The 22,351-nt window shown below is 64.0% G+C and carries 25 protein-coding genes and 1 tRNA gene; 25 read left to right on the forward strand and 1 reads right to left on the reverse strand.

Annotated features, from left to right (window positions below; all coding sequences use genetic code 11):
* Positions 1 to 247 precede the first annotated feature (247 nt).
* The 25 genes from GRX31_RS20685 to GRX31_RS20805 all read left to right on the forward strand — a co-directional run bounded on the left by GRX31_RS20685 (position 248) and on the right by GRX31_RS20805 (position 22,180).
* Positions 248 to 631, forward strand: coding sequence for a hypothetical protein (locus tag GRX31_RS20685; protein ID WP_160854570.1), 384 nt, complete (start codon positions 248 to 250; stop codon positions 629 to 631).
* 31 nt (positions 632 to 662) lie between these two features.
* The gene (locus GRX31_RS20690) at positions 663 to 2,339 is read left to right on the forward strand and encodes a terminase large subunit (RefSeq protein ID WP_160854572.1); all 1,677 of its coding nucleotides are present in this window, start codon (positions 663 to 665) and stop codon (positions 2,337 to 2,339) included.
* On the forward strand, positions 2,336 to 3,640 hold the full coding sequence (locus GRX31_RS20695) for a phage portal protein (RefSeq protein ID WP_160854574.1): 1,305 nt from the start codon (positions 2,336 to 2,338) through the stop codon (positions 3,638 to 3,640). Before GRX31_RS20690 ends, GRX31_RS20695 begins: the two co-directional genes overlap by 4 nt.
* A complete protein-coding gene (locus GRX31_RS20700; RefSeq protein WP_160854576.1) occupies positions 3,621 to 4,421 on the forward strand; it encodes a head maturation protease, ClpP-related in 801 nt (266 codons plus the stop codon). Before GRX31_RS20695 ends, GRX31_RS20700 begins: the two co-directional genes overlap by 20 nt.
* Before the next feature lie 95 nt (positions 4,422 to 4,516).
* A complete protein-coding gene (locus GRX31_RS20705) occupies positions 4,517 to 5,761 on the forward strand; it encodes a phage major capsid protein (RefSeq protein ID WP_160854578.1) in 1,245 nt (414 codons plus the stop codon).
* 59 nt (positions 5,762 to 5,820) lie between these two features.
* Positions 5,821 to 6,222, forward strand: a complete 402-nt coding sequence (locus tag GRX31_RS20710; RefSeq protein WP_160854580.1) for a hypothetical protein — start codon at positions 5,821 to 5,823, stop codon at positions 6,220 to 6,222.
* Positions 6,209 to 6,532, forward strand: a complete 324-nt coding sequence (locus GRX31_RS20715) for a head-tail connector protein (RefSeq protein WP_099750621.1) — start codon at positions 6,209 to 6,211, stop codon at positions 6,530 to 6,532. The genes GRX31_RS20710 and GRX31_RS20715 overlap by 14 nt, the downstream gene beginning before the upstream one ends.
* Positions 6,532 to 6,867, forward strand: coding sequence for a phage head closure protein (locus GRX31_RS20720; RefSeq protein WP_160854582.1), 336 nt, complete (start codon positions 6,532 to 6,534; stop codon positions 6,865 to 6,867). The genes GRX31_RS20715 and GRX31_RS20720 overlap by 1 nt, the downstream gene beginning before the upstream one ends.
* The gene (locus GRX31_RS20725; RefSeq protein WP_160854584.1) at positions 6,864 to 7,118 is read left to right on the forward strand and encodes a hypothetical protein; all 255 of its coding nucleotides are present in this window, start codon (positions 6,864 to 6,866) and stop codon (positions 7,116 to 7,118) included. The genes GRX31_RS20720 and GRX31_RS20725 overlap by 4 nt, the downstream gene beginning before the upstream one ends.
* Before the next feature lie 5 nt (positions 7,119 to 7,123).
* A complete protein-coding gene (locus GRX31_RS20730) occupies positions 7,124 to 7,732 on the forward strand; it encodes an HK97 gp10 family phage protein (RefSeq protein WP_160854586.1) in 609 nt (202 codons plus the stop codon).
* Entirely contained in the window at positions 7,732 to 8,085 is a 354-nt protein-coding gene (gene gp17, locus GRX31_RS20735) for a tail completion protein gp17 (RefSeq protein ID WP_160854588.1), read from the forward strand. Before GRX31_RS20730 ends, gp17 begins: the two co-directional genes overlap by 1 nt.
* 98 nt (positions 8,086 to 8,183) lie before the next feature.
* Complete coding sequence (locus tag GRX31_RS20740; protein ID WP_160854590.1) at positions 8,184 to 8,840, forward strand: phage tail tube protein; 657 nt, start codon at positions 8,184 to 8,186, stop codon at positions 8,838 to 8,840.
* 101 nt (positions 8,841 to 8,941) lie between these two features.
* Positions 8,942 to 9,385, forward strand: a complete 444-nt coding sequence (locus GRX31_RS20745) for a phage tail assembly chaperone (RefSeq protein ID WP_160854592.1) — start codon at positions 8,942 to 8,944, stop codon at positions 9,383 to 9,385.
* Positions 9,382 to 9,693, forward strand: coding sequence for a DUF1799 domain-containing protein (locus GRX31_RS20750; protein ID WP_237426739.1), 312 nt, complete (start codon positions 9,382 to 9,384; stop codon positions 9,691 to 9,693). Before GRX31_RS20745 ends, GRX31_RS20750 begins: the two co-directional genes overlap by 4 nt.
* A gap of 9 nt (positions 9,694 to 9,702) precedes the next feature.
* Entirely contained in the window at positions 9,703 to 10,524 is an 822-nt protein-coding gene (locus GRX31_RS20755; RefSeq protein ID WP_160854594.1) for a hypothetical protein, read from the forward strand.
* A 94-nt stretch (positions 10,525 to 10,618) separates the two neighbouring features.
* A complete protein-coding gene (locus tag GRX31_RS20760; protein ID WP_160854596.1) occupies positions 10,619 to 16,132 on the forward strand; it encodes a phage tail length tape measure family protein in 5,514 nt (1,837 codons plus the stop codon).
* The gene (locus GRX31_RS20765; RefSeq protein WP_160854598.1) at positions 16,129 to 17,061 is read left to right on the forward strand and encodes a hypothetical protein; all 933 of its coding nucleotides are present in this window, start codon (positions 16,129 to 16,131) and stop codon (positions 17,059 to 17,061) included. The genes GRX31_RS20760 and GRX31_RS20765 overlap by 4 nt, the downstream gene beginning before the upstream one ends.
* Entirely contained in the window at positions 17,058 to 18,269 is a 1,212-nt protein-coding gene (locus GRX31_RS20770) for a hypothetical protein (protein ID WP_160854600.1), read from the forward strand. The genes GRX31_RS20765 and GRX31_RS20770 overlap by 4 nt, the downstream gene beginning before the upstream one ends.
* Positions 18,270 to 18,981: 712 nt before the next feature.
* Complete coding sequence (locus GRX31_RS30905) at positions 18,982 to 19,494, forward strand: hypothetical protein (protein WP_237426737.1); 513 nt, start codon at positions 18,982 to 18,984, stop codon at positions 19,492 to 19,494.
* Between the two features lie 71 nt (positions 19,495 to 19,565).
* Positions 19,566 to 19,964, forward strand: coding sequence for a hypothetical protein (locus GRX31_RS20780; protein WP_034369244.1), 399 nt, complete (start codon positions 19,566 to 19,568; stop codon positions 19,962 to 19,964).
* A complete protein-coding gene (locus GRX31_RS20785; protein ID WP_160854602.1) occupies positions 19,961 to 20,266 on the forward strand; it encodes a hypothetical protein in 306 nt (101 codons plus the stop codon). Before GRX31_RS20780 ends, GRX31_RS20785 begins: the two co-directional genes overlap by 4 nt.
* On the forward strand, positions 20,256 to 20,735 hold the full coding sequence (locus GRX31_RS20790; protein WP_160854604.1) for a glycoside hydrolase family 108 protein: 480 nt from the start codon (positions 20,256 to 20,258) through the stop codon (positions 20,733 to 20,735). Before GRX31_RS20785 ends, GRX31_RS20790 begins: the two co-directional genes overlap by 11 nt.
* 100 nt (positions 20,736 to 20,835) lie before the next feature.
* A complete protein-coding gene (locus tag GRX31_RS20795) occupies positions 20,836 to 21,204 on the forward strand; it encodes a hypothetical protein (RefSeq protein WP_160854640.1) in 369 nt (122 codons plus the stop codon).
* Positions 21,201 to 21,473, forward strand: a complete 273-nt coding sequence (locus GRX31_RS20800) for a hypothetical protein (RefSeq protein WP_160854606.1) — start codon at positions 21,201 to 21,203, stop codon at positions 21,471 to 21,473. The genes GRX31_RS20795 and GRX31_RS20800 overlap by 4 nt, the downstream gene beginning before the upstream one ends.
* 161 nt (positions 21,474 to 21,634) lie before the next feature.
* On the forward strand, positions 21,635 to 22,180 hold the full coding sequence (locus GRX31_RS20805) for an SOS response-associated peptidase (RefSeq protein ID WP_442874092.1): 546 nt from the start codon (positions 21,635 to 21,637) through the stop codon (positions 22,178 to 22,180).
* Between the two features lie 84 nt (positions 22,181 to 22,264).
* On the opposite strand, the gene GRX31_RS20810 is transcribed toward GRX31_RS20805, so the two are convergent.
* Positions 22,265 to 22,341, reverse strand: a tRNA-Pro gene (locus GRX31_RS20810).
* Between the last annotated feature and the right edge of the window lie 10 nt (positions 22,342 to 22,351).

The raw sequence follows: 22,351 nt of genomic DNA on the forward strand, positions 1-22,351 counted from the left end.
GGCTGGGAGCCTCGGCCCTGGATACCGCCCTGTTCCGCACGCGCACAAAAAAGCCCCCTGTTTGATTGTTTCGGGGCAGTCGGCCACATGAGGTTTCGGCTGCAACCCGTTGCCGTAACAGGGAAATTCGGACCTTTGAATTCTGGGGATCGCGGAAATCAAAGAAATCAAAGAATCAAAGAGGTGAGTCATGCCAAGAGGGGGCTCTCGGCCCGGTGCTGGCCGCCCAAAGAAGACGCCGCCAGCCGTGCCGGCAGCAGCCGCCCAGGCGCCGGAGCCCAGGAAGTACAAGCGGCGCGCGGCGCCCAGTGTGGATGCCGAAGGCTTCAAGCCGGAGGACGCGCCGCCCACCTGGCCATTCGGCAAGGAACGGCCAGCGCCGCCCGAACCTGAGCCAGACCTGTCTGGCCTCATGCCGCTGGACTACCTGCTGGGGGTGATGCGCGACCCAGGTCTGCCGGCACCGCTGCGCATGCAGGCCGCCACGCTGGCGGCGCAGTACTGCCATCCCAAGCCGGCGCCCAAGAGCGCCAAGCAGGAAGCCGAGGCCGAGCGCCAAAAGAACCGTTCGTCGCGCTTCGGCCGCCGCCAGCCGCCCACGCTGACGGCAGTGCAGGGCGGTAAGTCATAGCCGGTTTCCGGCGTCAACGCCGGAGATATCTATGGAATGGACCACTGCGTGCCCCGACTGGGAGCGCCGCATCGTTGCGGGCGAAAGCCTGATCGTCTCGCCGCCGCTATTTCCCAGTGTGGCTGATGAGGCGTGGTCGATTTGCAGCCAGTTCAGGCTGGTGGACCTGGGTGGTGTGACGATTGGTGAGGTAGCTCGCCCATGGCTGCGCGATCTGGTGCGCACGATCTTCGGTGCGGAAAGCCCCGAGGGCCGGCGACTGATCAATGAGTACTTCCTCATGGTCAGCAAGAAGAACGCCAAGAGCACTATTGCTGCGGCCATCATGCTGACGGCGCTGCTGATGAACTGGCGCGACGAGGCCGAGCTGCTGATCCTAAGCCCGACTCTGGAGGTGGCCAACAACAGCTACAAGCCCATCAGCGCCTTCATCAAGGCTGACGAGGAGCTGTCGGACATGCTCAAGGTCCAGGACTATCACCGCCTGGTCACGCACAAGGACACTGGAGCGTTCCTCAAGGTGGTGGCCGCCGACGAGGCGACGGTCACGGGCAAGAAAGCCGGCTTCGTGTTCGTGGATGAGTTGCACGAATTCGGCAAGAAGGGGCGAGCCTCCAACATGCTGCTGGAGGCCACGGGCGGCTTGGCATCCCGGCCCGAGGGGTTCGTGATCTACGCGACCACGCAGTCGGAGGAGCCGCCTGCAGGGGTGTTCAAGGACAAGCTGGCCTATGCCCGCAAGGTCCGCGACGGCGAGAAGGTGGACCGCAAGTTCCTGCCGGTCATCTACGAGTTTCCGCGCCACATGCTGGAAGCGGGCGCGCACAAGGATCTTGCCAATGCCCATGTGACGAATCCCAATTGGGGCGCGTCCGTGGACATCGAGCGGATCACGCAGTTGCACGGCGAGGCCGAGGAAAAGGGCGAGCAGGGACTTAAGGAGTTCTGGGCCAAGCACCTCAACGTCGAGATCGGGCTCAACCTGCGCTCCGACCGCTGGGCTGGCGCTGACTTCTGGGAGGCTGCCGCCATCCCCGTGTTTTCGCTGGAGGAGCTGCTGGAGCGCAGCGAAGTGGTAGAGGTCGGGATCGATGGTGGCGGCTTGGATGACTTGCTCGGCCTGGCTGTGGTTGGCCGCGAGGCTGATACCGGGAAGTGGCTTTCCTGGGGCCGCGGCTGGATCCACCAGATCGCGCTGGAGCGCCGCAAGTCCGAGGAATCCAAGTACCGCGACTTCATCAAGGCCGGCGACCTGATCCTGGTGGATCGGGTCGGCCAGGACGTGGAGGAGGTGGTCCAGATTGTGGAGCAGATCGTGGACACGGGCCTGCTCGATAAGGTGGGCGTGGACCGGCTTGGCCTCGGTGCCATCTACGACGCCCTTGTGGGCACTGATGACGAGCCCGGGCCGGTGGAGGCCGCCCAGGTGGTGGGCATCCCGCAGGGCTACCAGCTCAACGGCGCGATCAAGACAGCTGAGCGGCACGTCGCCGCCAAGAAGCTGGTGCACGGCGGCAGCGCCCTCATGGCCTGGTGCGTGGGCAACGCCAAGACAGTGATGCAGGGCAACGCCGTGACCATCACCAAGCAGGCCAGCGGCGTCGGAAAGATCGACCTGCTGATGGCCCTTTTCGATGCCGTGTATCTCATGGCCCTGAACCCGGAGGCGAAGGCCGGCCCGGCGATCTACTCAATGGAGCTGGGATGACACAGACGTACAACATGACCGCGCACCAGCACGGCAGCCGAGTGCTGTCCGGCTGGATCGCGGGCCGCGAGGGTGCGGCAGAGCGCGCCGGCCTGCTAGCGCTGGGCGAAAACGAGGTAACCAGCAGCGGAACGTCCATGGGCGAACTGGCAAACCTGCTGGGCGCTTCGAGCCGCTCGGCGGCCGGCGTGCGCGTGACCAAGGAAACGGCCATGCGCGTCTCGGTGGTCTATGCCGCCGTCTCGCTGGTGGCGGGTGCCATCGCCTCGCTGCCCATCTCGATCTACGAGCGAGACACGCGCGAGAAGGTGGATCACGACTACTGGTACTTGCTCAACGAGAACGCGGGCGGCGTCTGGTCCGCCTTCACGTTCTGGGAGTACCTGATGAGCGCCAAGCTCTTTGAGGGGGACGGCTTCGCCGAGCTGGTGCGCTCCAGCGTGCGCAGCTCCAAGATCATCGCGCTCAAGCCGCACCATCCGCTGAGCGTGGATCCGTTCAAGAAGGGTGACAAGGTGCTGTACCGCATCAACCCCTCGGACGGCGGGCCGGCATACACGCTGGACAGCGCGGACATGCTGCACGTCCCGAGCCTGGGTTTCGACGGCCTGCGCAGCCCCAGTGCGATCACCTTTGCAGGGCGCGAAGCCATCGGCGCGGCCATTGCCGCCCAGGAGCACACCAGCCGGTTCTTTGCCGGTGGCGCGAACATCGACTATGCGCTCAAGGCGCCGGGCCGGCTCTCCGACAAGCAGCTGGGCGACCTGAAGGCCTCGCTGCTGGCGCGGGCCATGAATGGTGGCCGTGGGCCGCTGATCCTCTCGGGCGGCCTGGAGCCGGCGCAGCTGTCCATCAACAGCAAGGATGCCGAGATCCTCGCCACCCGCCTGTTCAACGTGGAGGAGATCTCCCGGATCCTGGGCGTGCCGCCTCACATGATCGGCCACACGGACAAGCAGACCAGTTTCGGCACGGGCATTGAGCAGCAGGGCATCGGCTTCGTGCGCTACACGCTGCAGCGGCACCTGACGCCGATCAAGCAGGAGCTGAACCGCAAGTTCTGGCCCGTGCGCGAGAAGCTGTTCCTGGAGCACATGGTCGAGGCGCTGGAGCGGGCCGACCTGAAGACCCGGTACGAGGCCTACCGCATTGCGATGGGCCGGGCCGGCGAAATGCCATGGATGGATGCCAGCGAGGTGCGCCGCCGCGAGAACCTGCCGGAAAACCTCAATCTGCTGCGCAACCCCGGCAATCCAGGCAAAGACGACGGGAAGGGAAACAATGAAAAACCGACTCAATAAGCTGTACGCGGACAACCGCCGCGCCAGTGCCCGCAAGTTCGAGGTGGTGGCCAAGGCCGACGACCGCGAGGCCGAGGTCTACCTGTACGACCATATCGTGTCCAGCGAGCTGGAGGCCGAATGGTGGGGCGGCATCGCCCCGGGTCCGTTCGTGAAGGCCATCCGTGATCTGGACGTGGATACCATCCATCTGCGCATCAATAGCCCAGGCGGTTCGGTCTTCGCGGCCCGCGCCATGGAGCAGGCGCTGCGCGAGCACGGTGCCAAGGTGATCGTGCACATCGATGGCATCGCGGCCAGCGCGGCAACCTTCATCGCCATGGCGGGGGAGGAGGTGATCATGGCCAAGGGCGCCATGTTCATGATCCACAAGGCATGGACCGGGATGTGGGGCAACGCCAACGACCTGCGCAAAGAGGCCGACCTCCTGGACAAGATCGACGGCACCCTGGCCGAGACCTACGCGGCCAAGACTGGCAAGGAGCTGGCGCAGATCTCCGAATGGATGGCCGAGGAAACTTGGTTCACCGCCGACGAGGCTCTGGAGAATGGCTTCGCCACCTCCATCGCGGCGAGCGACGCCAAGGCACGCGCAAGCGCCAGGGCCAACGCCAAGGCCTGGAACCTCTCGGCCTACGCCAACGCGCCCCGCGATCCCTGCGACGAGCCCGAACCCGCGCCCAAGGCCGAACCCGCTAACGACCAGCAGTTCGCCACCGAAGACCACCGCGCCCGCCAGCAGCAGCGTTTGAGCATGCTGGCGCGCCTCTCCCATCAGTAAGCGCCTCGCGCAACTGAGACCGCCGCCCACCGAGGCGGCTTTTTCATGTCCGAACGACCTGCGCGAGCGGTCACAACCTGAAAGAAAGGCTCATCATGAGCAAACTTGCACAACTGCGCGCCCAGCGTGACGCGAAGGCCAAGGCCGCCGCCGAACTGAACGCCAAGACCCCTGCCGATCAGCGCATGCCGTCCGCCGACGCCTCGGCCCTGGACACGATCCTCAACGAGATCGAGGCCATCGACGGCGAGATCGCCCGCGAGAACCGACTGAACCAAGTGGCCGGCGATGAGCGCGCCGAGCACGAGGCCGCGCTCAACCAGGCCACGGTGCAGGGTGGCGGCCGCACCGAAGAATCCCAGGCCCTGCGCGCCATGCTGACGGGCGGCCTGTCCAACCTGTCTCCTGAGCAGCGCAACGCCATGGCCGCGCGCCAAAATCCCGACATCCGCAACGCCATGTCCACCACGACCGGCTCCGAGGGTGGCTACACCGTGGCCACCGAGTTCAGCCGCTCGCTGATCGAGGCCATGAAGCAGATGGGAGGCGTCCGCGCCGTGGCCAGTGCGCTCCAGACGGCGACCGGCGCGCAGATGCTGTTCCCCACGGCCGACGCGACGGCGGAGGAGGGCGAAATCGTTGGCCAGAACGCTGCGGTCACAAACGGCGAGACCGCCTTCGGTCAGGCGTCCATGGACGTCTACAAGTACAGCTCCAAGAGCATCGCGCTGCCCTTCGAGCTGCTGCAGGACTCGTTCATCGACATCGAGGCCTACATCAAGTCGCTGCTGGCGCTGCGCCTGGGTCGCATCCAGAACCGCCACCAGACCGTGGGCACTGGCACCGGCCAGCCTCGCGGCATCGTGACGGGCGCCTCTGTGGGCAAGACCGGCGCCACGGGACAAACCACCAGCGTGACCTATGACGACCTGGTGGACCTGGAGCACTCGGTGGACCCGATCTACCGCTCGCGCGCTGCCTGGATGTTCCATGACGATGTGCTCAAGGTGCTGCGCAAGATCAAGGACACCCAGGGTCGCCCGATCTTCGTGCCGGGCTACGAGCAGGGCAACCCTGGCGGCGCCCCTGACCGCCTGATGGGCCGCGCCATCAACATCAACCAGAACATGGCCGCAATGGCAGCCAATGCCAAGTCGATCCTGTACGGCGATTTCAGCAAGTACCTGATCCGCGACGTGATGGACGTCACCCTGTTCCGCATGACCGACAGCGCATACACGCTCAAGGGCCAGGTGGGCTTTGTGGCCTTCTGCCGCAGCGGCGGCAACCTGCTGGACGTGGGCGGCGCCGTCAAGGCCTACGCCAACTCGGCCACCTAATCGGCCACCGATGAACCCAGGCCCTGGCTACGGCTGGGGCCGCATCTCAAGGAGCCGACATGGCAACGAAACCGAAACCCACACCCACGGCAGCCGATGCGCCGGCCGCTGACCAGGCTACAGGCCCGCAGGCCCAGCAGCAGGGCGCAGAGGACACCGCGCAGGCCGGCGAGACCCAGGCCCCGGCTACGGCTGGGGCCGCAGACGGGCAGGGCGCTGGCGCTGGAACCCAGCAGGATCCCGCGTCCCAGGACGTGGCGCTGGTCGACGTGCGCGTCCTGGCCGCCGTGACCATCGATGCCGTGCGCTTCGCGCCTGACGATGTGATCGAGGGCATGCCCGAGGCAATCGCCCAGGCCTATGCCGGCAGCGTGGACCCGCACCCCGACGCCGTGGCCTACGCCCGCTCGGTGGGCTCGCCCGTCAAGCCTTTCCCGGGCCAGGCCCATGCAGAGGATTGACCTCGCGCGGGCCAAGCTGCACCTGCGGGTCGATGGTGATGAGGAGGACGCCCTCATCGAAGGCTGGATCGCTGCTGCGTACTTGGCCATCGAGGGGAAGATCTTCGCCAAGCTCTACGAGGACCAGGCCGAAATCCCGGAGGGGGCCGTCGGCGTGGTCATCGATGAGGCCATCCACTCGGCCGCGCAGCTCATCATCGGGCACCTGTACGCCAACCGCGAGGCCGTGGCCCCGGGCCAGGCCGCCGAGATCCCGATGGGTGCCGACTGGCTGCTGCTGCCCTACATCAACACGGCAGGAGGCTTCTGATGCAGGCCGGCACCCTTCGAGACCGCATCCACATCCAGCGCAAGACAGGCGGCGCGGATGACTGGGGTACTCCGCTGCCCGAAGGCTGGGAGAACATCTCCACGGGCCGCATCGCAGCCAGCGTGCTGCACAAGTCTGGCCTGGGCACGATAAAAGCCGACGCCGAGGTGTCCATCGTCCGCGCGAGCATCCGGATTCGCCGCCGCGCTGGCGTGGACGCCGGCATGCGCGTGCTGTTCGACGGCCAGATCTACGAGCTCAAGGCCGTGCTGCCTGGGCCAACCCGCGAGTACATCGACCTGGTGTGCGAGCTCACGAAAGGACCGACCCAATGACGAAACCACGGACCCCGCGCCCACCGCGGGCGCCGCGCGCAGCCCCGGCGCCGGCCGACGACGGCGGCCCGCGCACGGTGCTGACGACCAGGCCCGGCACCATCGGCCCCTACGGCTACATCGCCGGCCTGCTGATCGATGGCGTGCCGGCCGATGTGGCTGCGGCAAACGCGGGCTGGATGAACGCGGATCCCGAGCGAGTTGCCGAGGCCCGCGCCGCGCGTGCCGACGCCGTACCGTTCAAGGGCTGACGGCCATGGCCAGGCGCACGCTGTCCCGCAAGGGATTCGACGGCAAGAGTCGACAGCTGCAGGGCAACAACACCTCCGGCAAGGCCTTCCGCATCGACCCGAACCTGGGCGGCCTGTTTGACATGCTGAATGAGATGGAGGCCAGTGTGGAGGGGGCTCTGCGCCCAGCGGCCCAGGCGGCCACCCAGGTGATCTATGACCGCGTGAAACTCAACGTCTCGGCCCTCGGCCGTGTCACTGGCAAGCTGGATCGGTCCATCTACCAGTACTACAGCACCGAGAAATCGGTGGATGGCGAGCGCGCCGAGTACCACGTTTCGTGGAACCACAAGAAGGCACCGCACGGTCACTTGCTGGAATGGGGGTGGCTGCAGCGCTACGTCTATCGTCCCGACGGTATGGGCCCGATGGTGCGCCCCGGCATGGAAGGAAAGCCCAAGCCGAAGCGGCGCGCGAGCCAGGCGGAAAAGGATGCGTACTACGTGACGCTTCCTGTGCCCAAGCAGATCCCCGGCAAGGCGTTCATGCGCAGCGCCGAAAGCTCGATGCCCGAAGCGCAGAAGGCTGCGGAGCAAGAGCTGCTGAGGCGCATTCGCGGGAAAGGAGGTGGCTGATGGCGCTGGAAACCGACCTGATGGCAGAGCTGCTGGCCGAGTGCCCGCGCGTTGTTGTGGGCACGGCTCCTTACGGCACGGCCATGCCCTACGTGACCTGGCAGCACATCGGGGGCGACGTGCTGCGCTACACGGACAACGCGCCGGCCGACAAGCGCAAGCCGCTCATCCAGATCAACACCTGGGCCGCCACGCCGCTGCAGGCCTTCGCGCTGATCCAGCGCATCGAGGAGCGGCTCTGTGCCGCTGCGGCCTTCACGGCGCGACCGCACGGGGACCCCATCGGGGCCTATGACGATGCAGGAGTCGTTTCTGGCTACCTGCAGACCTTTTCCATTCTGGGCGCCAGATAGGCCGCCCGACCTGTCCCGCCGCCCTGGCGGTCTCCCGCCCGCGAGGGCACTCCATCAACCCGCTTCGGCGGGTTTTCTGCTTTTGAAAGGGCCACAACATGGCATCTCTCCCTACCGGCTCGCGCATCGCCGTGGCCACTTCCATCGGCGCCAAGGTGCCCATCACCGCGATCACCAACGCGACCGAGGCGGTCTGCACGGCGGCTGGCCACGGTCTGGCCGTCGGCAACATCGTGATCATCCTGTCCGGCTGGGGTCGCCTGAACGGGCTGGTGTTCCGCGTCAAGGCCGTCCCGACGCCCGACACGTTCACCCTGGAGGGCCGCAAGGCCAACACCAGCAACACCAATCTGTTCACGCCTGGCGGCGGCGCTGGCTCGTTCCAGAAGGCGCTGACCTGGGTTGACGTGGTGCAGATCCTGTCCAACAACACCAGCGGCGGCGATCCCAAGAAGGTCACGTACCGCTACCTCGAATCCGAGAACGAGCAAGAAATCAACGACGGTTTCAGCCCGGTCTCGCGCTCGCTGGAAATCGACGCCGACGCCATCGAGACCCCGGGCTACACGGCTCTGGAAGACCTGTCCGCCAGCGGCGCCGACACGATCCAGCGCCTCACCATGAAGAACGGCGCCACGTCGTATCTGGCATGCACCGTGGCGCTCAACGATGAAGTGTTGATGCAGGACGGCCAGGTCAACCGCGTGAAGGCCGACTTCAGCGGCAAGGGCCGCTCCACCCGCTACGCCAGCTAAGGCGTCAACCCCAAGCACCGGCCCGGCTGTTTCGCCTCTTTCAGCGGAGGCGGGCAGTCGGGCACGGGCTTTCGTTTTTCATCCGCTGAAAGGATCACTCCATGGCCGCTCAAACCAAGACCGCTGTTTCCACTGCCGCAGACCAAGCCGGCAAGCAGAAGCCCCCCGCATTCATCTTCGGCGACCGCCCCGAGACCATCACCGCGCCCGTCTCGTTCGTGCGCGTGACCGGCGAGGTGGTTGAGCTGGAGTGCAAGTTCAAGTACCGCACGCGCCGCGAGTTCGGCGAGCTGTGGGACGAGGTGTCCAATGCCAATGTCCCCCAGCCGGCCGACGGCGAGAAATTCAGCTTCGCCAACCTGGCCGACCGTGGTCTGGAATTCAGCGCCGAGCGCACCCTGAAGTACCTGGTGGGCTGGGATGTGGAGATCGACCTCGACAAGGCCGCCCTGGTGCAGCTGTTCGACGAGGAGCCCAACGCTGCCGCCGCGTTCTGGGATGCCTACCGTGGCGCCCTGGTGGACGGCCGCGTAAAAAACTCCTGAGCGCCACCGTCGCCTATTTCAGCCCCGACCCTGAGGTCGCAGAAGGCTGCGAGCCAGAAGACTACTGGGAAGACCCGGTGGAGGCCTGGCCCGAGAACGCCGAGTCGCTGGCGCTGTTCGTCGGCCTGCAGACGCAATGGGCCTGGGTGGTTGGAATGGGCGGCGGCGGGCGCATAGGCCTGCGATACGAGGCGGTCTATCCGCTGTTGGACCGCGTTGCGCAGGGCGACCAGGAGCTCTGGGACGAACTGTTCGCAGACGTGCGGCGGATGGAGATGGCCGTGGTCAACATCCCGCAGAAAAGGTGATGCGGTAGCATGCCCTTCATTTATCCAAATGGAGGGGTTATGAATAGAGCATTTTTTCCGGTTGCGATGATGGTGCTCTCCATTGTTGCCGGATGTGAAAAGCAGGCTCCAAAGGCGAGTCCTACGGACGAGGCAAACTCTGGCTCTATAAACGCAAAAATACCAACGCCACCAAAGCCGCCGTACACAGAGAAGGAATGGAGACGTGATTTTCTATCCTCATTTAATGCTTCTAAGCAGAAGTCTGATGGGGATGGAGTATCAACTTATAGCGCGTGCTTTGAGCCGATTGGGGATAAGTGTAATTTATCCATGAGTGGCAAAAGGGACGGCTTCCGGAAGGTTGATCATTTGACGCCTGTCATGACTGCGTGGCAAGAGTTCCAAGTGAAATATCCAAACAAAGGGCGGACCGCTGCGTTCGTCGATCTGCGGGTTGTTGCTCGACAGTGCGGTGAAGCTGTTGTTGTGTTGAATCCAACACTCAATGCAAGGAAATGGATTTTCATGAATAGGATCGGCTTCATGGCTGAAGGCGACGTTGTGTATGAGCAAGAGGCGCCACCCCAAGGAGTCAAGCGCGACGTTGACGATGACAGAGTGTGGGAGGGCTGGAGTTTTAAACTTGAGCGTGAGGATTACACGAAGCTAAATCAGTTCGCCTTGGCTAAGGAAAAAGTAATACGGCTTTCAGGAGAGAAAGGATATTTTACGCTTGAGAAAGGCGCTGTAGAGGTATTTGCAAAAGATATACAAGAAGCAGTCAAGGTGGCAAATATAGTCAATGAATCACTGGGGAAAGGTGGCGGCCCAGCCTGCTCATCTTTATGAGTTATTGAAATTAGATAGTAAAACAAATTAACCGCCATATTGGCGGTTTTATTTTTGGCTCGCTTCGGCGGGCCTTTGCATTTGTGGAGCGGCTATGGAAGAACAGAATCGCAAATTCGGCTTTGTCATTTCGGCAGAGGACGAAACCAAGCCCGTCTTCCAAGGCATCAAGACGGGCGCCGCCGACATGGCCGACTCCGTCACAAAAGCTGGCGAGCGCGCGGGCAAGGGTATGAAAGGTATCGGCGATGGCGCCGATGAAGCAGCCCAGAAGATGGGCCGGGCCGAAAGCGCGATGGCCCAGGCGCTGACCCGCGCGACGGAAAAGGCCAAGATCGCAGCGCAGGCGGGTGAGAGCTTGAGCCGCGCCTTCGAGCAGAAGATCGAGATGCGTGGCCTCGACGCGACCAAGCTGAACCCGCTGGTCGCCAAGCTGCGCGAGGCCGAAGAGGCGCTCGCATCGTTCAAGGCTCAGCAGGCCCGTGACGCTGGGCAGTCGTCTTTCCTGGAGTCTCTGCGCTCGCAGACCCAAGCCCTGGGCAAGACGAAATCCGAGCTGCTGGAGCTGCAGGCTGCGCAGCTGGGTGTCGCCAGCCAGGCCGCCCCGTACATCGCAAAGCTGCGCGAGACCGAGGCCGGTATGGGCAAGGTGGGCGTGTCGGCCGCGCAGGCCGCTGCAGCCATGCGCATGGTGCCGGCCCAGTTCACCGACATCGTTGTCTCGCTCCAGTCGGGGCAGGCCCCGCTGACGGTGCTGCTGCAGCAGGGTGGCCAGCTCAAGGACATGTTCGGCGGTGCTGGCGCAGCCGCCCGCGGCATGGCGTCGTATGTGGCAGGCCTGGTGAACCCGTTCACAGTGGCTGCTGCTGCCGTCGCCACGCTCGGCGTGGCGTACTACCAAGGCAGCAAGGAGACTGATGCGTTCCGCAAGGCGCTGGTGCTGAGCGGCAACCAGGCTGGCACTACCGTTGATGAGCTGAACGCCATGGCTCGCGCCATCGCCAGCACATCAGGCACTCAGGGCGCTGCCGCTGCTGGCCTGGCCGAGATGGCTCGCTACAGCAAAGTCGCATCCGACCAGCTGAAGGAATTCACGGCCATCGCCCTGCAATGGGAGAAGACCACGGGCCAAGCCGTCAGCGAGACGGCCAAGCAGTTTGCGGACCTGGCCAAGGATCCGCTGCAGGCATCGCTCGCCCTGAACGAGCAGATGAACTACCTGACGGCGAGCATCTACGACCAGATCAAGGCGCTGGAGAAGCAGGGCAAGACTGCCGAGGCTGCGGCTGTGGCTCAGAAAGCCTACGCAGACGCGATGAAGACCGGCGCAGATGAGCTGACCCAGAACCTGGGCTACATCGAGCGCGCGGTCCAGATCGTGACGGGCGGCGCGAAGAAGATGTGGGATGCCATCCTCGGCGTTGGTCGCCAGACCTCGCCCAGTGATCAGGCGGCGAAGGAGCTGCAAAGGCTTCAGGGCGAACTCACGGCCAAAATCGCTGCCGGCCCGAAGAACGATGCCCCCGGTATGCGGGAGAGCTACGACAAGGGCGTAGAGGATCTCAAGAGGCGAATTCAACAGGCCTCCGATTTCCTGGCCTTCGCTGGCGCTGCTGGCAAGTCCATTGCGGAGACTCAAGCCGCCAACAAAGAGTATGTCGATGCAATGGAAGGCTTCGACAAGATCGGGGGTCAATTCGCCAGCAAGGAGGTGAAGCGCAAACAAGAGCTGACGGTCGCGGAGAACCTCTACAACGAGGCCGTGGAAAAGACCAAGAAGGCCTATGCCAACATGCCAGAGCTCGCTGGAAAGCTGGCGAAGTTGGAGTCGGACTACGACAAGACGGTCGCCGGCATCAACAAGAAGTTCACGGAGAAGGGCTCGGGCGGCATCAGCATCTCCGACAACCAGCTGGCAAGCCTGGAGGGCCAGCTTGCAGCGGCGAAGCAGTACCGCGAACAGCTCCTGACGCTGGGCGTGGCCGCCGCTGACCTCAATGCTGGTGAGCGCGAGTCGCTCAAGCTGTCGGCCCAGATCGAGAAAGCCACGAACGCGAAGACCCGCGCCAAGCTGGAGGAAGCGAAGGCCCTGGCCGATGCACTGGGCGTGCAGCTGCGCAGCAATGACGGCCTGGAGAAGTCGATGAAGGCCCAAGAAGCCCTCATCGCCGGCAACTTCAAGGCCGCCGATTCGGTCAACGAGCGTGCGCGCGAGCAGGAGGCTGCCAACGCCGTGTTCGGCAAAGGGCGCACCGAGATCGAGCGCATGACGCTCGCCACGCTTGAGCAGCAGATGGCCGAGGCCCAGGGCAGCGACAGCTTCGACCCGAAGTACATCGCCAGCCTAGAAGCCAAGATCGCCGCCCAGAAGCGCTACACGGCAGCGCTGCAGCAGGCCGACTACAAGCAGATGGACGACCGCCTCACGAAGTCGCTGCAGACGGCCAAGGATGAGCTGGAGATCCAGAAAGAGGGCCTGTCGCTGCTGGGTGCCGACGAGGTGCAGCGCAAGAAGATCATCGCGCAGCGCCGCATCGAGTTGGAGCTCGCCAAGGAGCTGGCGGAGATCGACCGCACGATCTACAGCGACGACACGAACGAGAACGAAAAGAAGCGCGAGACGCTGCGCCAGAAGGCCCGCGAGAAGGCCGAGGTCAACACGCAGACGTCGCTGCTCAGGATCCAAGAGGAGTACGTCACAAAGCAGGTTGAGCAGTACGACGAGATCTTCCGCAAGGGCTTCGCCGACATGCTCAACAACGGGCGCGACGGCTGGGACAGCTTCACGAAGAGCCTGACCACCACGTTCAAGACGACCGTGGCGGACCAGATCTACAAGATGTTCCTGCGACCGTTCGTGGTGCAGGTTGTGGCGTCGCTCATCGGGGTTCAGGGTGGTGGCGGTGGTGGCCTGGGAGGCGTAGGCGGCACGGGGGGCTCAGGCGGCGGCTTCAGCGGGGGCATCCCCGGCCTGGGCTTGCTGGGCGAGAGCGGCCTGTTCGCCGGCACGAACTTCGGCGCGGGCCTCATGGGCGGCATGCCGGCCTTCTCTGGTGGCATCGAGATGATGATGGGCGGCGAGCTGTTCGCGGGCGGCATGCAGGCTCTGGGCGCGGCGCTGCCGTACCTGGGCGCAGCCATTGCCGTGTTCTCACTGCTCAAGGGGGACATGTTCGGCAGCCGAGGTGCCAACCATGTGGGGGCTGCATACAGCACCACAGGTGTCGGCAACGACAAAGCGGCCGAGATGCTGTTCGGCCGCGCCGCAGGTGACTGGTATGACGACCTGACGAAGCGCAACAGCCCGGAGTTGGGTAAGCAACTCGGGTTGACTGTTGACTCTCTCGCAAAGCTGTACAAGTCCCTTGGCCAGATCGGTGGCGGCACTGCGCGGGATGTGGATATCGTCGCGGGGTTCGCGAGCAATCCCAAGTACGGCGACGAGGACAGCTACGGCTATTTCAAGATCCTCGACAAGCTCACAGGAGAGGTGCTCAAGGAGTTCACGGCGCGCGATGGCGCACTGGGGACGGACCCGCAAAAAGCATGGGCCGCTTTTGTTGGGCAGATGGGTGGCGCACTGATCGATGAGATCAAAAAGGGCGACATCCCCGGCTGGATGCGTGAAGAGCTGGACGCCCTGGGCGACGACGTGACAGTCGAGGGGTTGAACGCCGCGATCCAGAAAATCGCTGTCATCGACACGGCCTTCAAGGGCTGGGCCACAACCATCACTGGCTTTAGCGGACTGAATGCAAAGGCCCAGACCGAACTGCTGAAGACCTCGGGAGGTATCGAGGCCCTGGCGGGCAACGTGAATGCGTTCTATGCCGGCTTTTACAGCGAGCAGGAGCGCGCCGCGATTCTGCAGCGGCAGGTCATGGAGCAGCTCAAGGGCTTGGGCGTCGAGATCGACCCAGCAGCCGGGAAAGCGGCGAAGGATCAGTTCCGGAAGCTTATAGAAGACGCACTGGCAAGCGGCAACAACGAGCTGGCGGCCAAGCTGCTGGCCCTGGCCGGCGTGTTTGGAACTGTCGCTGATGCAGCTGGAGCCGTACTTGCAAGCCTGTCCGCTGATCGTGTGCAACTCGAAGCCGAATTGCTGCGCGCGACGGGGCAGACCGATGAGTACAAGGCAGCGCTGCGCAAGCTGGCAACGGAGGGCATGAGCGAGGCTGAGCGCGCCGCGTGGGACTACAACGAGGCATTGCGAGCAGAGATTGCCGCAAAGGACCAGTACGCATCGCTGGAAAAGCGCTGGCTTGAACTCAACGGCGACACCGCTGAGTTACGCCGCCGCGAGCTGGCCGCCCTGGACCCGAGCAATCGGGCCATCCAGGAGCGCATTTGGGCTCTTGAAGACGAGCGCACTGCAACCCAGGAGGCGGCGCGCGCTGCGGCTGAGGCGGCTCAGAAAGCCAAAGATGCCGCGTTGGCGAACTTCGAGGCAGCAGTCAGCCGTGAGCGCAGCTACTGGAACGACATTGCATCTGCGTCGCAAGCTGCAGTGCAAAGCCTCTCCAGTGCTTTGGCGTCGCTGAAATCGAATGCGCGTGACCTGTATGGCGCGGTTGACGACACGCAGCAGATGCTCGCTGCACAGGGCATGGTCTACATCGAGCGCGCGCTTGCGGGCGTGCGTAGTGGGGCCAAGGTTTCCAGCTTCGAGGGCCTCACTGACGCCATTGGGGCGGCCCGTGGCGGCATCGAGTCGAAGGGGTACGCAACGCAGTTCGAGAGGGATCGCGACACGCTTGTTCTGGCGGGGCAACTCGCTGAGCTTGCAGAGCGAGGTGAGACGCAGCTGAGCGTCGAGGAGCGGCAGCTCAAGGCGGCACAGGAGCAAATCACCCAGCTCGACAAGACCCTGCAGTATTGGCGCGACCTGTTGAGCGGCAACGCTTCGCAGATCGATGCCACGCTCAGCGTTGAGCGTGCGATCCAGCTGCTGCGCGCACTGCTTGTGCCAGGTTCCGAGCCTGGGCCAGCGGCTGGCGGTGGCAATGGCGGCGGCCCGGATTTCGGCGGTTCGCTGCCTGGCGACAGCAGCGGCTCAAAGCCGGCTGACAGCAAGTACAAGCAGGTGCGCATCTACGGAAGCGACGTCTGGTACGAGCCCGTCATCGACAAGCAGCTCATTGACAAGCTGGATCGGTTGTCGCCGATCTACCACTCCTTCGATGGCACTGAGGATGTGCGCGGGTTGCTGCTCGCGGTGAAAGCGGCGGGCGGCACGATGGCCGATCTTTCCGCCCTATCTGGGTTCTTTGAGTCGGACTGGCGCAAGGCTGGCGCCGCTGTCGGCGTGCCCGCGTTCGCGGGCGGCGGGCTGCATTCCGGAGGTGTTCGCCTCGTCGGCGAGCGCGGCCCAGAGCTTGAGGTCACGGGGCCGGCGCGCTACTGGTCCTCTGCCCAGACGCAAGCACTGCTCAGCGGCGCAGGCGGCAATTCGCGCCTGGAGTCGCTGGTGGAGCAGCTGGTCGCCGAAAACCGGCTGATGCGCGGGCAGATCGCCGCGTTGGAGCGCAACACCGCAGGCATGCCGCAAATGGCTGACCAGTTCGACACCGTTGCGGAGTCGGGCGCATTGAGGATGGTGCAGGCATGAACATTCTTTTGCCGAAAGCGATAACTACGGATTCGTTCGGCCCTGCCACGTCGATTCCCGAGCTTGATGCAGCCCGGGGCGAAGTGGCATGGGTCGGGTCCGGAAACTACAAGGTGGGCGACCGCCGCGTGTATGAAAGGAAGATCTATCAGTGCGTGAAAGATCACACGGGCACCGCGACAACGCCGGACAAAATGCCGGCCGAGTGGCTCTTCAAAGAGCCGACGAATCGCTGGTGCCCGTTCGATCAATACCTGTTCACAAAGGCGCGAGCCGTCCAGACGCTGACCTATGAGCTTAAGGGCGTGTTCGCCGATGGCCTGGCTCTGTATGGGCTGGAGGGCGACTCGCTCAGCATCACCATCACGGCCGGCCCTGGCGGGGCAAACCTGATTCCGCCCATCAACGCTGACCTGTGGCAGCAGGCATACGGCGAATGGGAGTACCTCTTCGGCGACCTGCAGCGCGGCGATCACTACGTCCTGAGGGGCATCCCATTGCACCCTGATCAGCGCATCAAGATCACGGTGCGCCGCTCAGAGGCTACGGCCGAGGCGGCGGTCGGATACATCAGTGTGGGCAACCACAAGACTCTGCTGGCTCCCTCAGGCGGCATCAGCGCGGTCGAGGATGGCGCCGAGGTCACGACCAAGGACTATGGCTACACCAAGGACAACGCGGACGGCACGTATGAGGACATCGAGGGACGCAAGGCCAAGAACATCAGCCTGTCCGTCGTGGTGGCCGCTGACCAGGCGCCGCTGATCGATGCGCTGCTGACCCAGATAGCCGGCAAGGTCGTGGCCGTCGAAGTCTCCAAGCTGGCCAAGTTTTCGCACCTCGCAACCGTAGGCAAGGTCACCGGCACCGTGCGCTCCTCGGGCGGCCCAACCGCCCGCGCAGAAATCCAAATCAAAGGCAACGTATGACCGATATCGTCACGATCCCGGACGTGCTGCCGATCTCGCCCTATCCGGCGCTCGGCAGCACCAATTTCAACAACGAGGCCTATGCATACGCCACGTCGGTCCCGCCTGCTGTCTCGCGGATGCGCGAGATTGCTGTGGCGTGCCGGACTTGCGCCATCGCCGCGCAGGAATATGCGCAGACAGCTCAGGCTGCAGCGAGCACTGCCACCAGCCAAGCAGACGCAGCCATGGGCTATCGCAATGCGGCCCAGAACGCGGCAACGGCTGCAGCTAGTAGCGCGTCAACGGCCAGCACCCATGCAAGCAACGCTGTGGGGGCTTACACGCAGATGCAGGCCCTGTATCTGGGTGCGAAGACCTCCAACCCGGTCAAGGACAACCAGGGCAATGCCTTGCAGCTCGGCGCCTGGTACACCTACGTGGGCACTGACCCAGATCTTAAGGGCGTGTGGCTGTGGTGGGACGGCACAGACTGGAATCCCGGTATCGGGGCTGTGATCAGCACACTGATGCCTAAATCTGGCGGCACGTTTGCTGGACCGATCAACGTGCCTCCAGGCGCGACGGGATTCCAAGCGCCGCCTGCGAATGAAGTCACGTCCAGGACTGCTACTGGTTTTGACCATACTGCAGCGATGAGCGCTGCCCCACTAAACCAGTGGGCTACCTACATTTCTGCCACAGGCGTTGGGTCTGACTGGCCGCCTGGACACACGAGCGTCAATGCGTGGGATGTAATTACTTTCGGCGAGAGTGGACGGGTTACACAGATTGCGTCTCAAGCGTTTTCGGGAATTCCAGAGAACGCTGGGGCAATGTTTGTTCGCACGCGGCATGACGCAGCATGGGGTGCTTGGTCCCGGATGATTACGGATCGCACCATGATGGATCGCGAGAAAACAGCGAATGTTCCAGCGGGCACGACAACTTATGCTATCGATCCGAGGGAAGGCAGTGTGCACTACGTCTCGATCAACGGACCTGTCACATTCAGCCTACCGGCTCAGGGGCGGCAGCTTGGAGACCAAGTAACTTTGAGAGTGTACAGTGCCGGAGGAGTTCGACCAATTACGATACCCTCTAATTCACAGCCTCCAGTTGGCCAGACTCTACCAAACTATGCCGCAAACCAAATTGTCACGATTGTGTTTTTTTATGGTCGGCAGAATATTTGGGATTGCTTCTATTCGGGAGTGCATCAAGGATGATTTCACGATGGCTTATGGCTTCGGCACGAAGCGCAGTCAATATTGTCATATCTGCGAATGTTCGCTCACCAGATATTCGTGCGCTGGCTATAGGTGCCGGCTGGGATGGAGCGTCGGCGTTTACCGTGACGATAAATTCCGGGGTCGATGTTGCATCCCTAAACATCGCCGTTGCAAATATTCCGCACGACACCCTAACAATCGTAAACAATGGTCGGATCGGAGGCGTAATCAACAGCGGTGACGCGATAACAACCACGTCCCGCATAAAGATTACCAATAATGGCACGATATTCGGGGGAGGCGGTCAGGGTGGCACCGGTCAAAGGGTAACTCTCTACTATCGAAGCGACTCTGTTCCTGTCATCGGATACGCTGGCAATGCTGGAAATGGTGCCGGGTTTAATACGTCAGGAACACTTGCCTTCCTGAATCAGACGGCAGGGCAAGCTGGAACATCTGAAACTTATACCGGCCCTACCTTTGGCGAGACGCCGCCTACGGCAACTGGCGGCACGGGCGGGGCAGGGGGCGCAATGGGGCAGCCGGGAGGTAATGGCGGTTTTGGCCTCTCATCGGGCACATATACAACGCAGCAGCTGAGTGGCCCAACTAACGGATCAGCAGCAGGCAGATATATCGTGGGTAACTCACTTGTTACCTGGCTTGCCAATGGCACCAGGCTTGGGAATGTGGCCTAAGAAGGATCACCATGTATATCAATATCGAAACAGGGCAATACCCTCTGAGCGTCGCTCAAATCCAGGATCTGCACCCGCTCACGATGATGGCGCACCATCTGGAGTGCTACGCGCCCGTAGAGCTGACAGGCACGCCAAGCTACGACGCGGAAACGCACAAGCCCATCGAGATCGAGCCCATCGAGATCGACGGCGTATGGCGGCAGCAGTGGTCCGTCGTGCCGCTCAACGCGGTTGAGCTCGCTGAGCGCGAGCGTCAACGGGAGGCCGAGGCTGCGGCGCTGATACCCAAGTCCTGCACGCGGCGCCAAGGGCAGCTCGCACTGCTCACCCATGGGGTGCTGGACGATGCCGAAGCCGCCATCGCGGCGATCACGGACCCGGTGCAAAAGCGCGAGGCCAAGATCGAGTACGAGGCCGATACCTGGGAGCGTGCGAACCCCTTCCTGCAGCAACTTTGGGCGCAACTCGGCGGCACGCCGCAATCGCTCGATGAGGCCTTCGCGCTCGCTGTGACGCTTTGATCCGCCCCGACCAACACCAACCCGCTTCGGCGGGTTTTTTCATGCCCAAAACAGCCCGGAGGAGGGCGACGATGAATCAACTCGAACCGACAGCCGCAGCTGTGGCCATCGCGTCAGTGCTCTTTGGGCCGGCGATGGCCGGCTACATCGGTCCGTATGCGGTGATCCTCATTGCATCGACCGTGGGAGCTGCCTGGGCACTGGGTCGGCGAGATCCCAGCTCGCGGCTCGGCGCCGTGGGCTACTTCGCCAGGCTCAACGCCACGGCCTTGCTCATCACTGCTGGCCTGGCCACGCTTGCCGGGCGCTGGATGGGCATGGATGAGACGAATTGGATGCTCGCTCCCATCGCACTCGTCGTGGGTGGCGTGGGCGACGACTGGCCGCGCCTGGGCCGCTGGGTCTTCGAGCGCGCCGGCCGCGTACTGGAGCGAAAAGCGGGCGGCGGCGGGGAAGGGGGCACTCCATGACATGGCAATCCCATCAGCTGCTCGCGATGCTCAACCTGGGCATTTGCCTGGCCATCGGCTGGGCCTGCATCTGCCGCCTCAACTCCCGCGTTGCCCGCGTGCACAAGCTGGCCCGGGCCAGGTATGCATTGCTCCTGGCCGGCGCGCTGGCCTCGGGCATGCAGCCGGCCCTGTGGGGCACCTGGACCACTGTGGGCGACACCATTTTCAGCGCCTGCGTGCTCGCGGGCCTGCTCATCAACGTGGCGCGCTGGCATGGCGCTGGCCACCCCATGCGGAGGCAAGAGGACCATGAACTTTGACCAGGCATTCGACCGCCTGCTCGGCCACGAAGGGCTTTATTCCAACAACTCGGCGGACCCGGGCGGCGAGACCATGTGGGGCGTCACGGCCCGGGTCGCGCGCGCCGACGGCTACCTAGGCGAGATGCGCGACCTGCCGCGCGACCGCGCGAAGAGCATCTATCGGCGCTTGTACTGGGACGCCGTGCGCGCTGGTCAGCTGCCCGAGGCCGTGCGCTTCGATGTGTTCGACGGCGCGGTCAACAGCGGCCCGGTGCAGTCCATCAAGTGGCTGCAGCGCGCGGCCGGCGCGGCTGATGACGGCATTCTCGGCCCCAAGACTATGGCGGCTGCTGCAGCCGCAGGCCCGGCGCTGTCCGCTCGCTTCAACGGCCACCGGCTGCTCTTCCTGGCCGACCTGCCGACCTGGGGTAGTTTCGGCAAGGGCTGGGCTCGGCGCGTCGGCAAAAACCTTCTGGGGGCATCATGAAATCGACGCTAATGAAGTGGGCAGCGACGGCCCTTTTCGTTGTCTGGGAGGCTGGCTTGCGCGTGCGCGGCTGGGCTCGGCGGAAAGGCTGGTGGCCGCGATGATGAGCCCCCAGCAGATCATCATCGCCGCGCTCGCAGCCGGCAACCTGCTGCTGGGCTGGGCCTGGCTGTCCGCCCGGGACGATGCTGCCACGGCGCGCACCGAGCTGGCGGGGATGCAGCAGCAGCGGGACGGCGCACTCAAGGGTGCACAGGCATGTAGCGATGCCACCGAGGCGCTGGGCGCCGTGGCCGCGCAGCGTGCAGCCGAGGCCGCTCCGGCCCGTGCTGCTGCTGCTGGCCAGGCCCAGGCGCTCAACGCCCGCGCCGACTACACCCTGGCCACGGCGCCGACTGCGCCTGGCGACAGCTGCGCGAGCCTGCAGGCGCTGGGCACGGACTGGCTCAAGGGGAGGGCCAAGCCATGATGCGCGCCGCCATACTGCTGGGCGCGCTGGCTCTGGCCGGCTGCGGCTCCGTGCCGCGCGTCGAGGTCCAGACCGTCAAGGTGCCCGTTCCCGTGGAATGCCGCGAGCCGATCCCCGACCGGCCCGCTATGCCCACCGAAGCCCTGGCCGAGGACGCCGATCCATTCCAGTTGCTGCGCGCGGCCCTGGCTGAGATCGACCGCCGCGAAGGCTATGAAATCAGGCTGCAGGCCGCGCTGATGGCTTGCACGCTGCCGATCAGGCCGTAGGCGCTGGGTCAGCAGGCGCTATCGACACGACCGTGCCATCGATTGCGACCATCTCGCCCCGGGTCGTGGGGTCAGCTTCGAGCGGCACGCCCCACATGATTCCCGGGTGCTCGCCCTTGTGCATGATGTTGTCGAGGTGCCAAAGCTCCTCAGGCGGCAACCTGAAGCGCTGCGGGTACTTGTCGCTACCGTGGTACAGCCGGGAGCTAGTCGCTGGGCAGTGGGGCCTGATCCCGTGGTTTGCGAAAGAGCCGCGTTTGAAATTCCCGACCAACAACGCCCGCTCGGAGGAGCTGAGCCAGAAGGCCAGCTACAAGCACCCCTGGGCCAGAGGGCAGCGCTGCATCATCCCCGCGAGCACCTTTGACGAACCCAACTGGGAAACCGGGAAAAACGTGTGGTGGAGGTTCGCCCGCGCGGATGGTGACCCGTGGGGCCTGGCGGGCTTGTGGAACGTGTGGACTGACCCGGCGACGGGCGAGGTGCACGAGAGCTACACGATGCTGACCATCAATGCCGACGCGCACCCGCTGATGAGCCGCATGCACAAGCCCGACCCCAAGCTGCCGGCCGACCGTCAGGACAAGCGCAGCGTGATCCCGATCGAGCTTGGGGACGTTGATCAGTGGTTGGCGGGGACTGTGAAAGAGGCCTCTGAGCTGTTGCGGCTGGCGCCGGTAGAGGTCTTTGATGCGGGGCCAGCGTAGGCCCGCGAGACAGCAAAGTGTAGACACCTTGCAGATATGTAGACAAAAGCCCCTGGCTCTTTCGAACCAGGGGCTTGAATCATTTGGTCGGAGCGGCGGGATTCGAACTCGCGACCCTCTGCTCCCAAAGCAGATGCGCTACCAGGCTGCGCTACGCTCCGACTAAAACGC

This window comes from Delftia sp. CH05 (assembly GCF_009827015.1).
Classification (GTDB): domain Bacteria; phylum Pseudomonadota; class Gammaproteobacteria; order Burkholderiales; family Burkholderiaceae_C; genus Comamonas; species Comamonas tsuruhatensis.

Bases quoted from the DNA above. Each gene is read 5' to 3' on its own strand.
- GRX31_RS20690 (WP_160854572.1), top strand. From the start codon at position 663: ATGGAATGGACCACTGCGTGCCCCGACTGGGAGCGCCGCATCGTTGCG.
- GRX31_RS20695 (WP_160854574.1), top strand. From the start codon at position 2,336: ATGACACAGACGTACAACATGACCGCGCACCAGCACGGCAGCCGAGTG.
- GRX31_RS20700 (WP_160854576.1), top strand. From the start codon at position 3,621: ATGAAAAACCGACTCAATAAGCTGTACGCGGACAACCGCCGCGCCAGT.
- GRX31_RS20705 (WP_160854578.1), top strand. From the start codon at position 4,517: ATGAGCAAACTTGCACAACTGCGCGCCCAGCGTGACGCGAAGGCCAAG.
- GRX31_RS20710 (WP_160854580.1), top strand. From the start codon at position 5,821: ATGGCAACGAAACCGAAACCCACACCCACGGCAGCCGATGCGCCGGCC.
- GRX31_RS20715 (WP_099750621.1), top strand. From the start codon at position 6,209: ATGCAGAGGATTGACCTCGCGCGGGCCAAGCTGCACCTGCGGGTCGAT.
- GRX31_RS20720 (WP_160854582.1), top strand. From the start codon at position 6,532: ATGCAGGCCGGCACCCTTCGAGACCGCATCCACATCCAGCGCAAGACA.
- GRX31_RS20725 (WP_160854584.1), top strand. From the start codon at position 6,864: ATGACGAAACCACGGACCCCGCGCCCACCGCGGGCGCCGCGCGCAGCC.
- GRX31_RS20730 (WP_160854586.1), top strand. From the start codon at position 7,124: ATGGCCAGGCGCACGCTGTCCCGCAAGGGATTCGACGGCAAGAGTCGA.
- gp17 (WP_160854588.1), top strand. From the start codon at position 7,732: ATGGCGCTGGAAACCGACCTGATGGCAGAGCTGCTGGCCGAGTGCCCG.
- GRX31_RS20740 (WP_160854590.1), top strand. From the start codon at position 8,184: ATGGCATCTCTCCCTACCGGCTCGCGCATCGCCGTGGCCACTTCCATC.
- GRX31_RS20745 (WP_160854592.1), top strand. From the start codon at position 8,942: ATGGCCGCTCAAACCAAGACCGCTGTTTCCACTGCCGCAGACCAAGCC.
- GRX31_RS20755 (WP_160854594.1), top strand. From the start codon at position 9,703: ATGCCCTTCATTTATCCAAATGGAGGGGTTATGAATAGAGCATTTTTT.
- GRX31_RS20760 (WP_160854596.1), top strand. From the start codon at position 10,619: ATGGAAGAACAGAATCGCAAATTCGGCTTTGTCATTTCGGCAGAGGAC.
- GRX31_RS20765 (WP_160854598.1), top strand. From the start codon at position 16,129: ATGAACATTCTTTTGCCGAAAGCGATAACTACGGATTCGTTCGGCCCT.
- GRX31_RS20770 (WP_160854600.1), top strand. From the start codon at position 17,058: ATGACCGATATCGTCACGATCCCGGACGTGCTGCCGATCTCGCCCTAT.
- GRX31_RS30905 (WP_237426737.1), top strand. From the start codon at position 18,982: ATGTATATCAATATCGAAACAGGGCAATACCCTCTGAGCGTCGCTCAA.
- GRX31_RS20780 (WP_034369244.1), top strand. From the start codon at position 19,566: ATGAATCAACTCGAACCGACAGCCGCAGCTGTGGCCATCGCGTCAGTG.
- GRX31_RS20785 (WP_160854602.1), top strand. From the start codon at position 19,961: ATGACATGGCAATCCCATCAGCTGCTCGCGATGCTCAACCTGGGCATT.
- GRX31_RS20790 (WP_160854604.1), top strand. From the start codon at position 20,256: ATGAACTTTGACCAGGCATTCGACCGCCTGCTCGGCCACGAAGGGCTT.
- GRX31_RS20795 (WP_160854640.1), top strand. From the start codon at position 20,836: ATGATGAGCCCCCAGCAGATCATCATCGCCGCGCTCGCAGCCGGCAAC.
- GRX31_RS20800 (WP_160854606.1), top strand. From the start codon at position 21,201: ATGATGCGCGCCGCCATACTGCTGGGCGCGCTGGCTCTGGCCGGCTGC.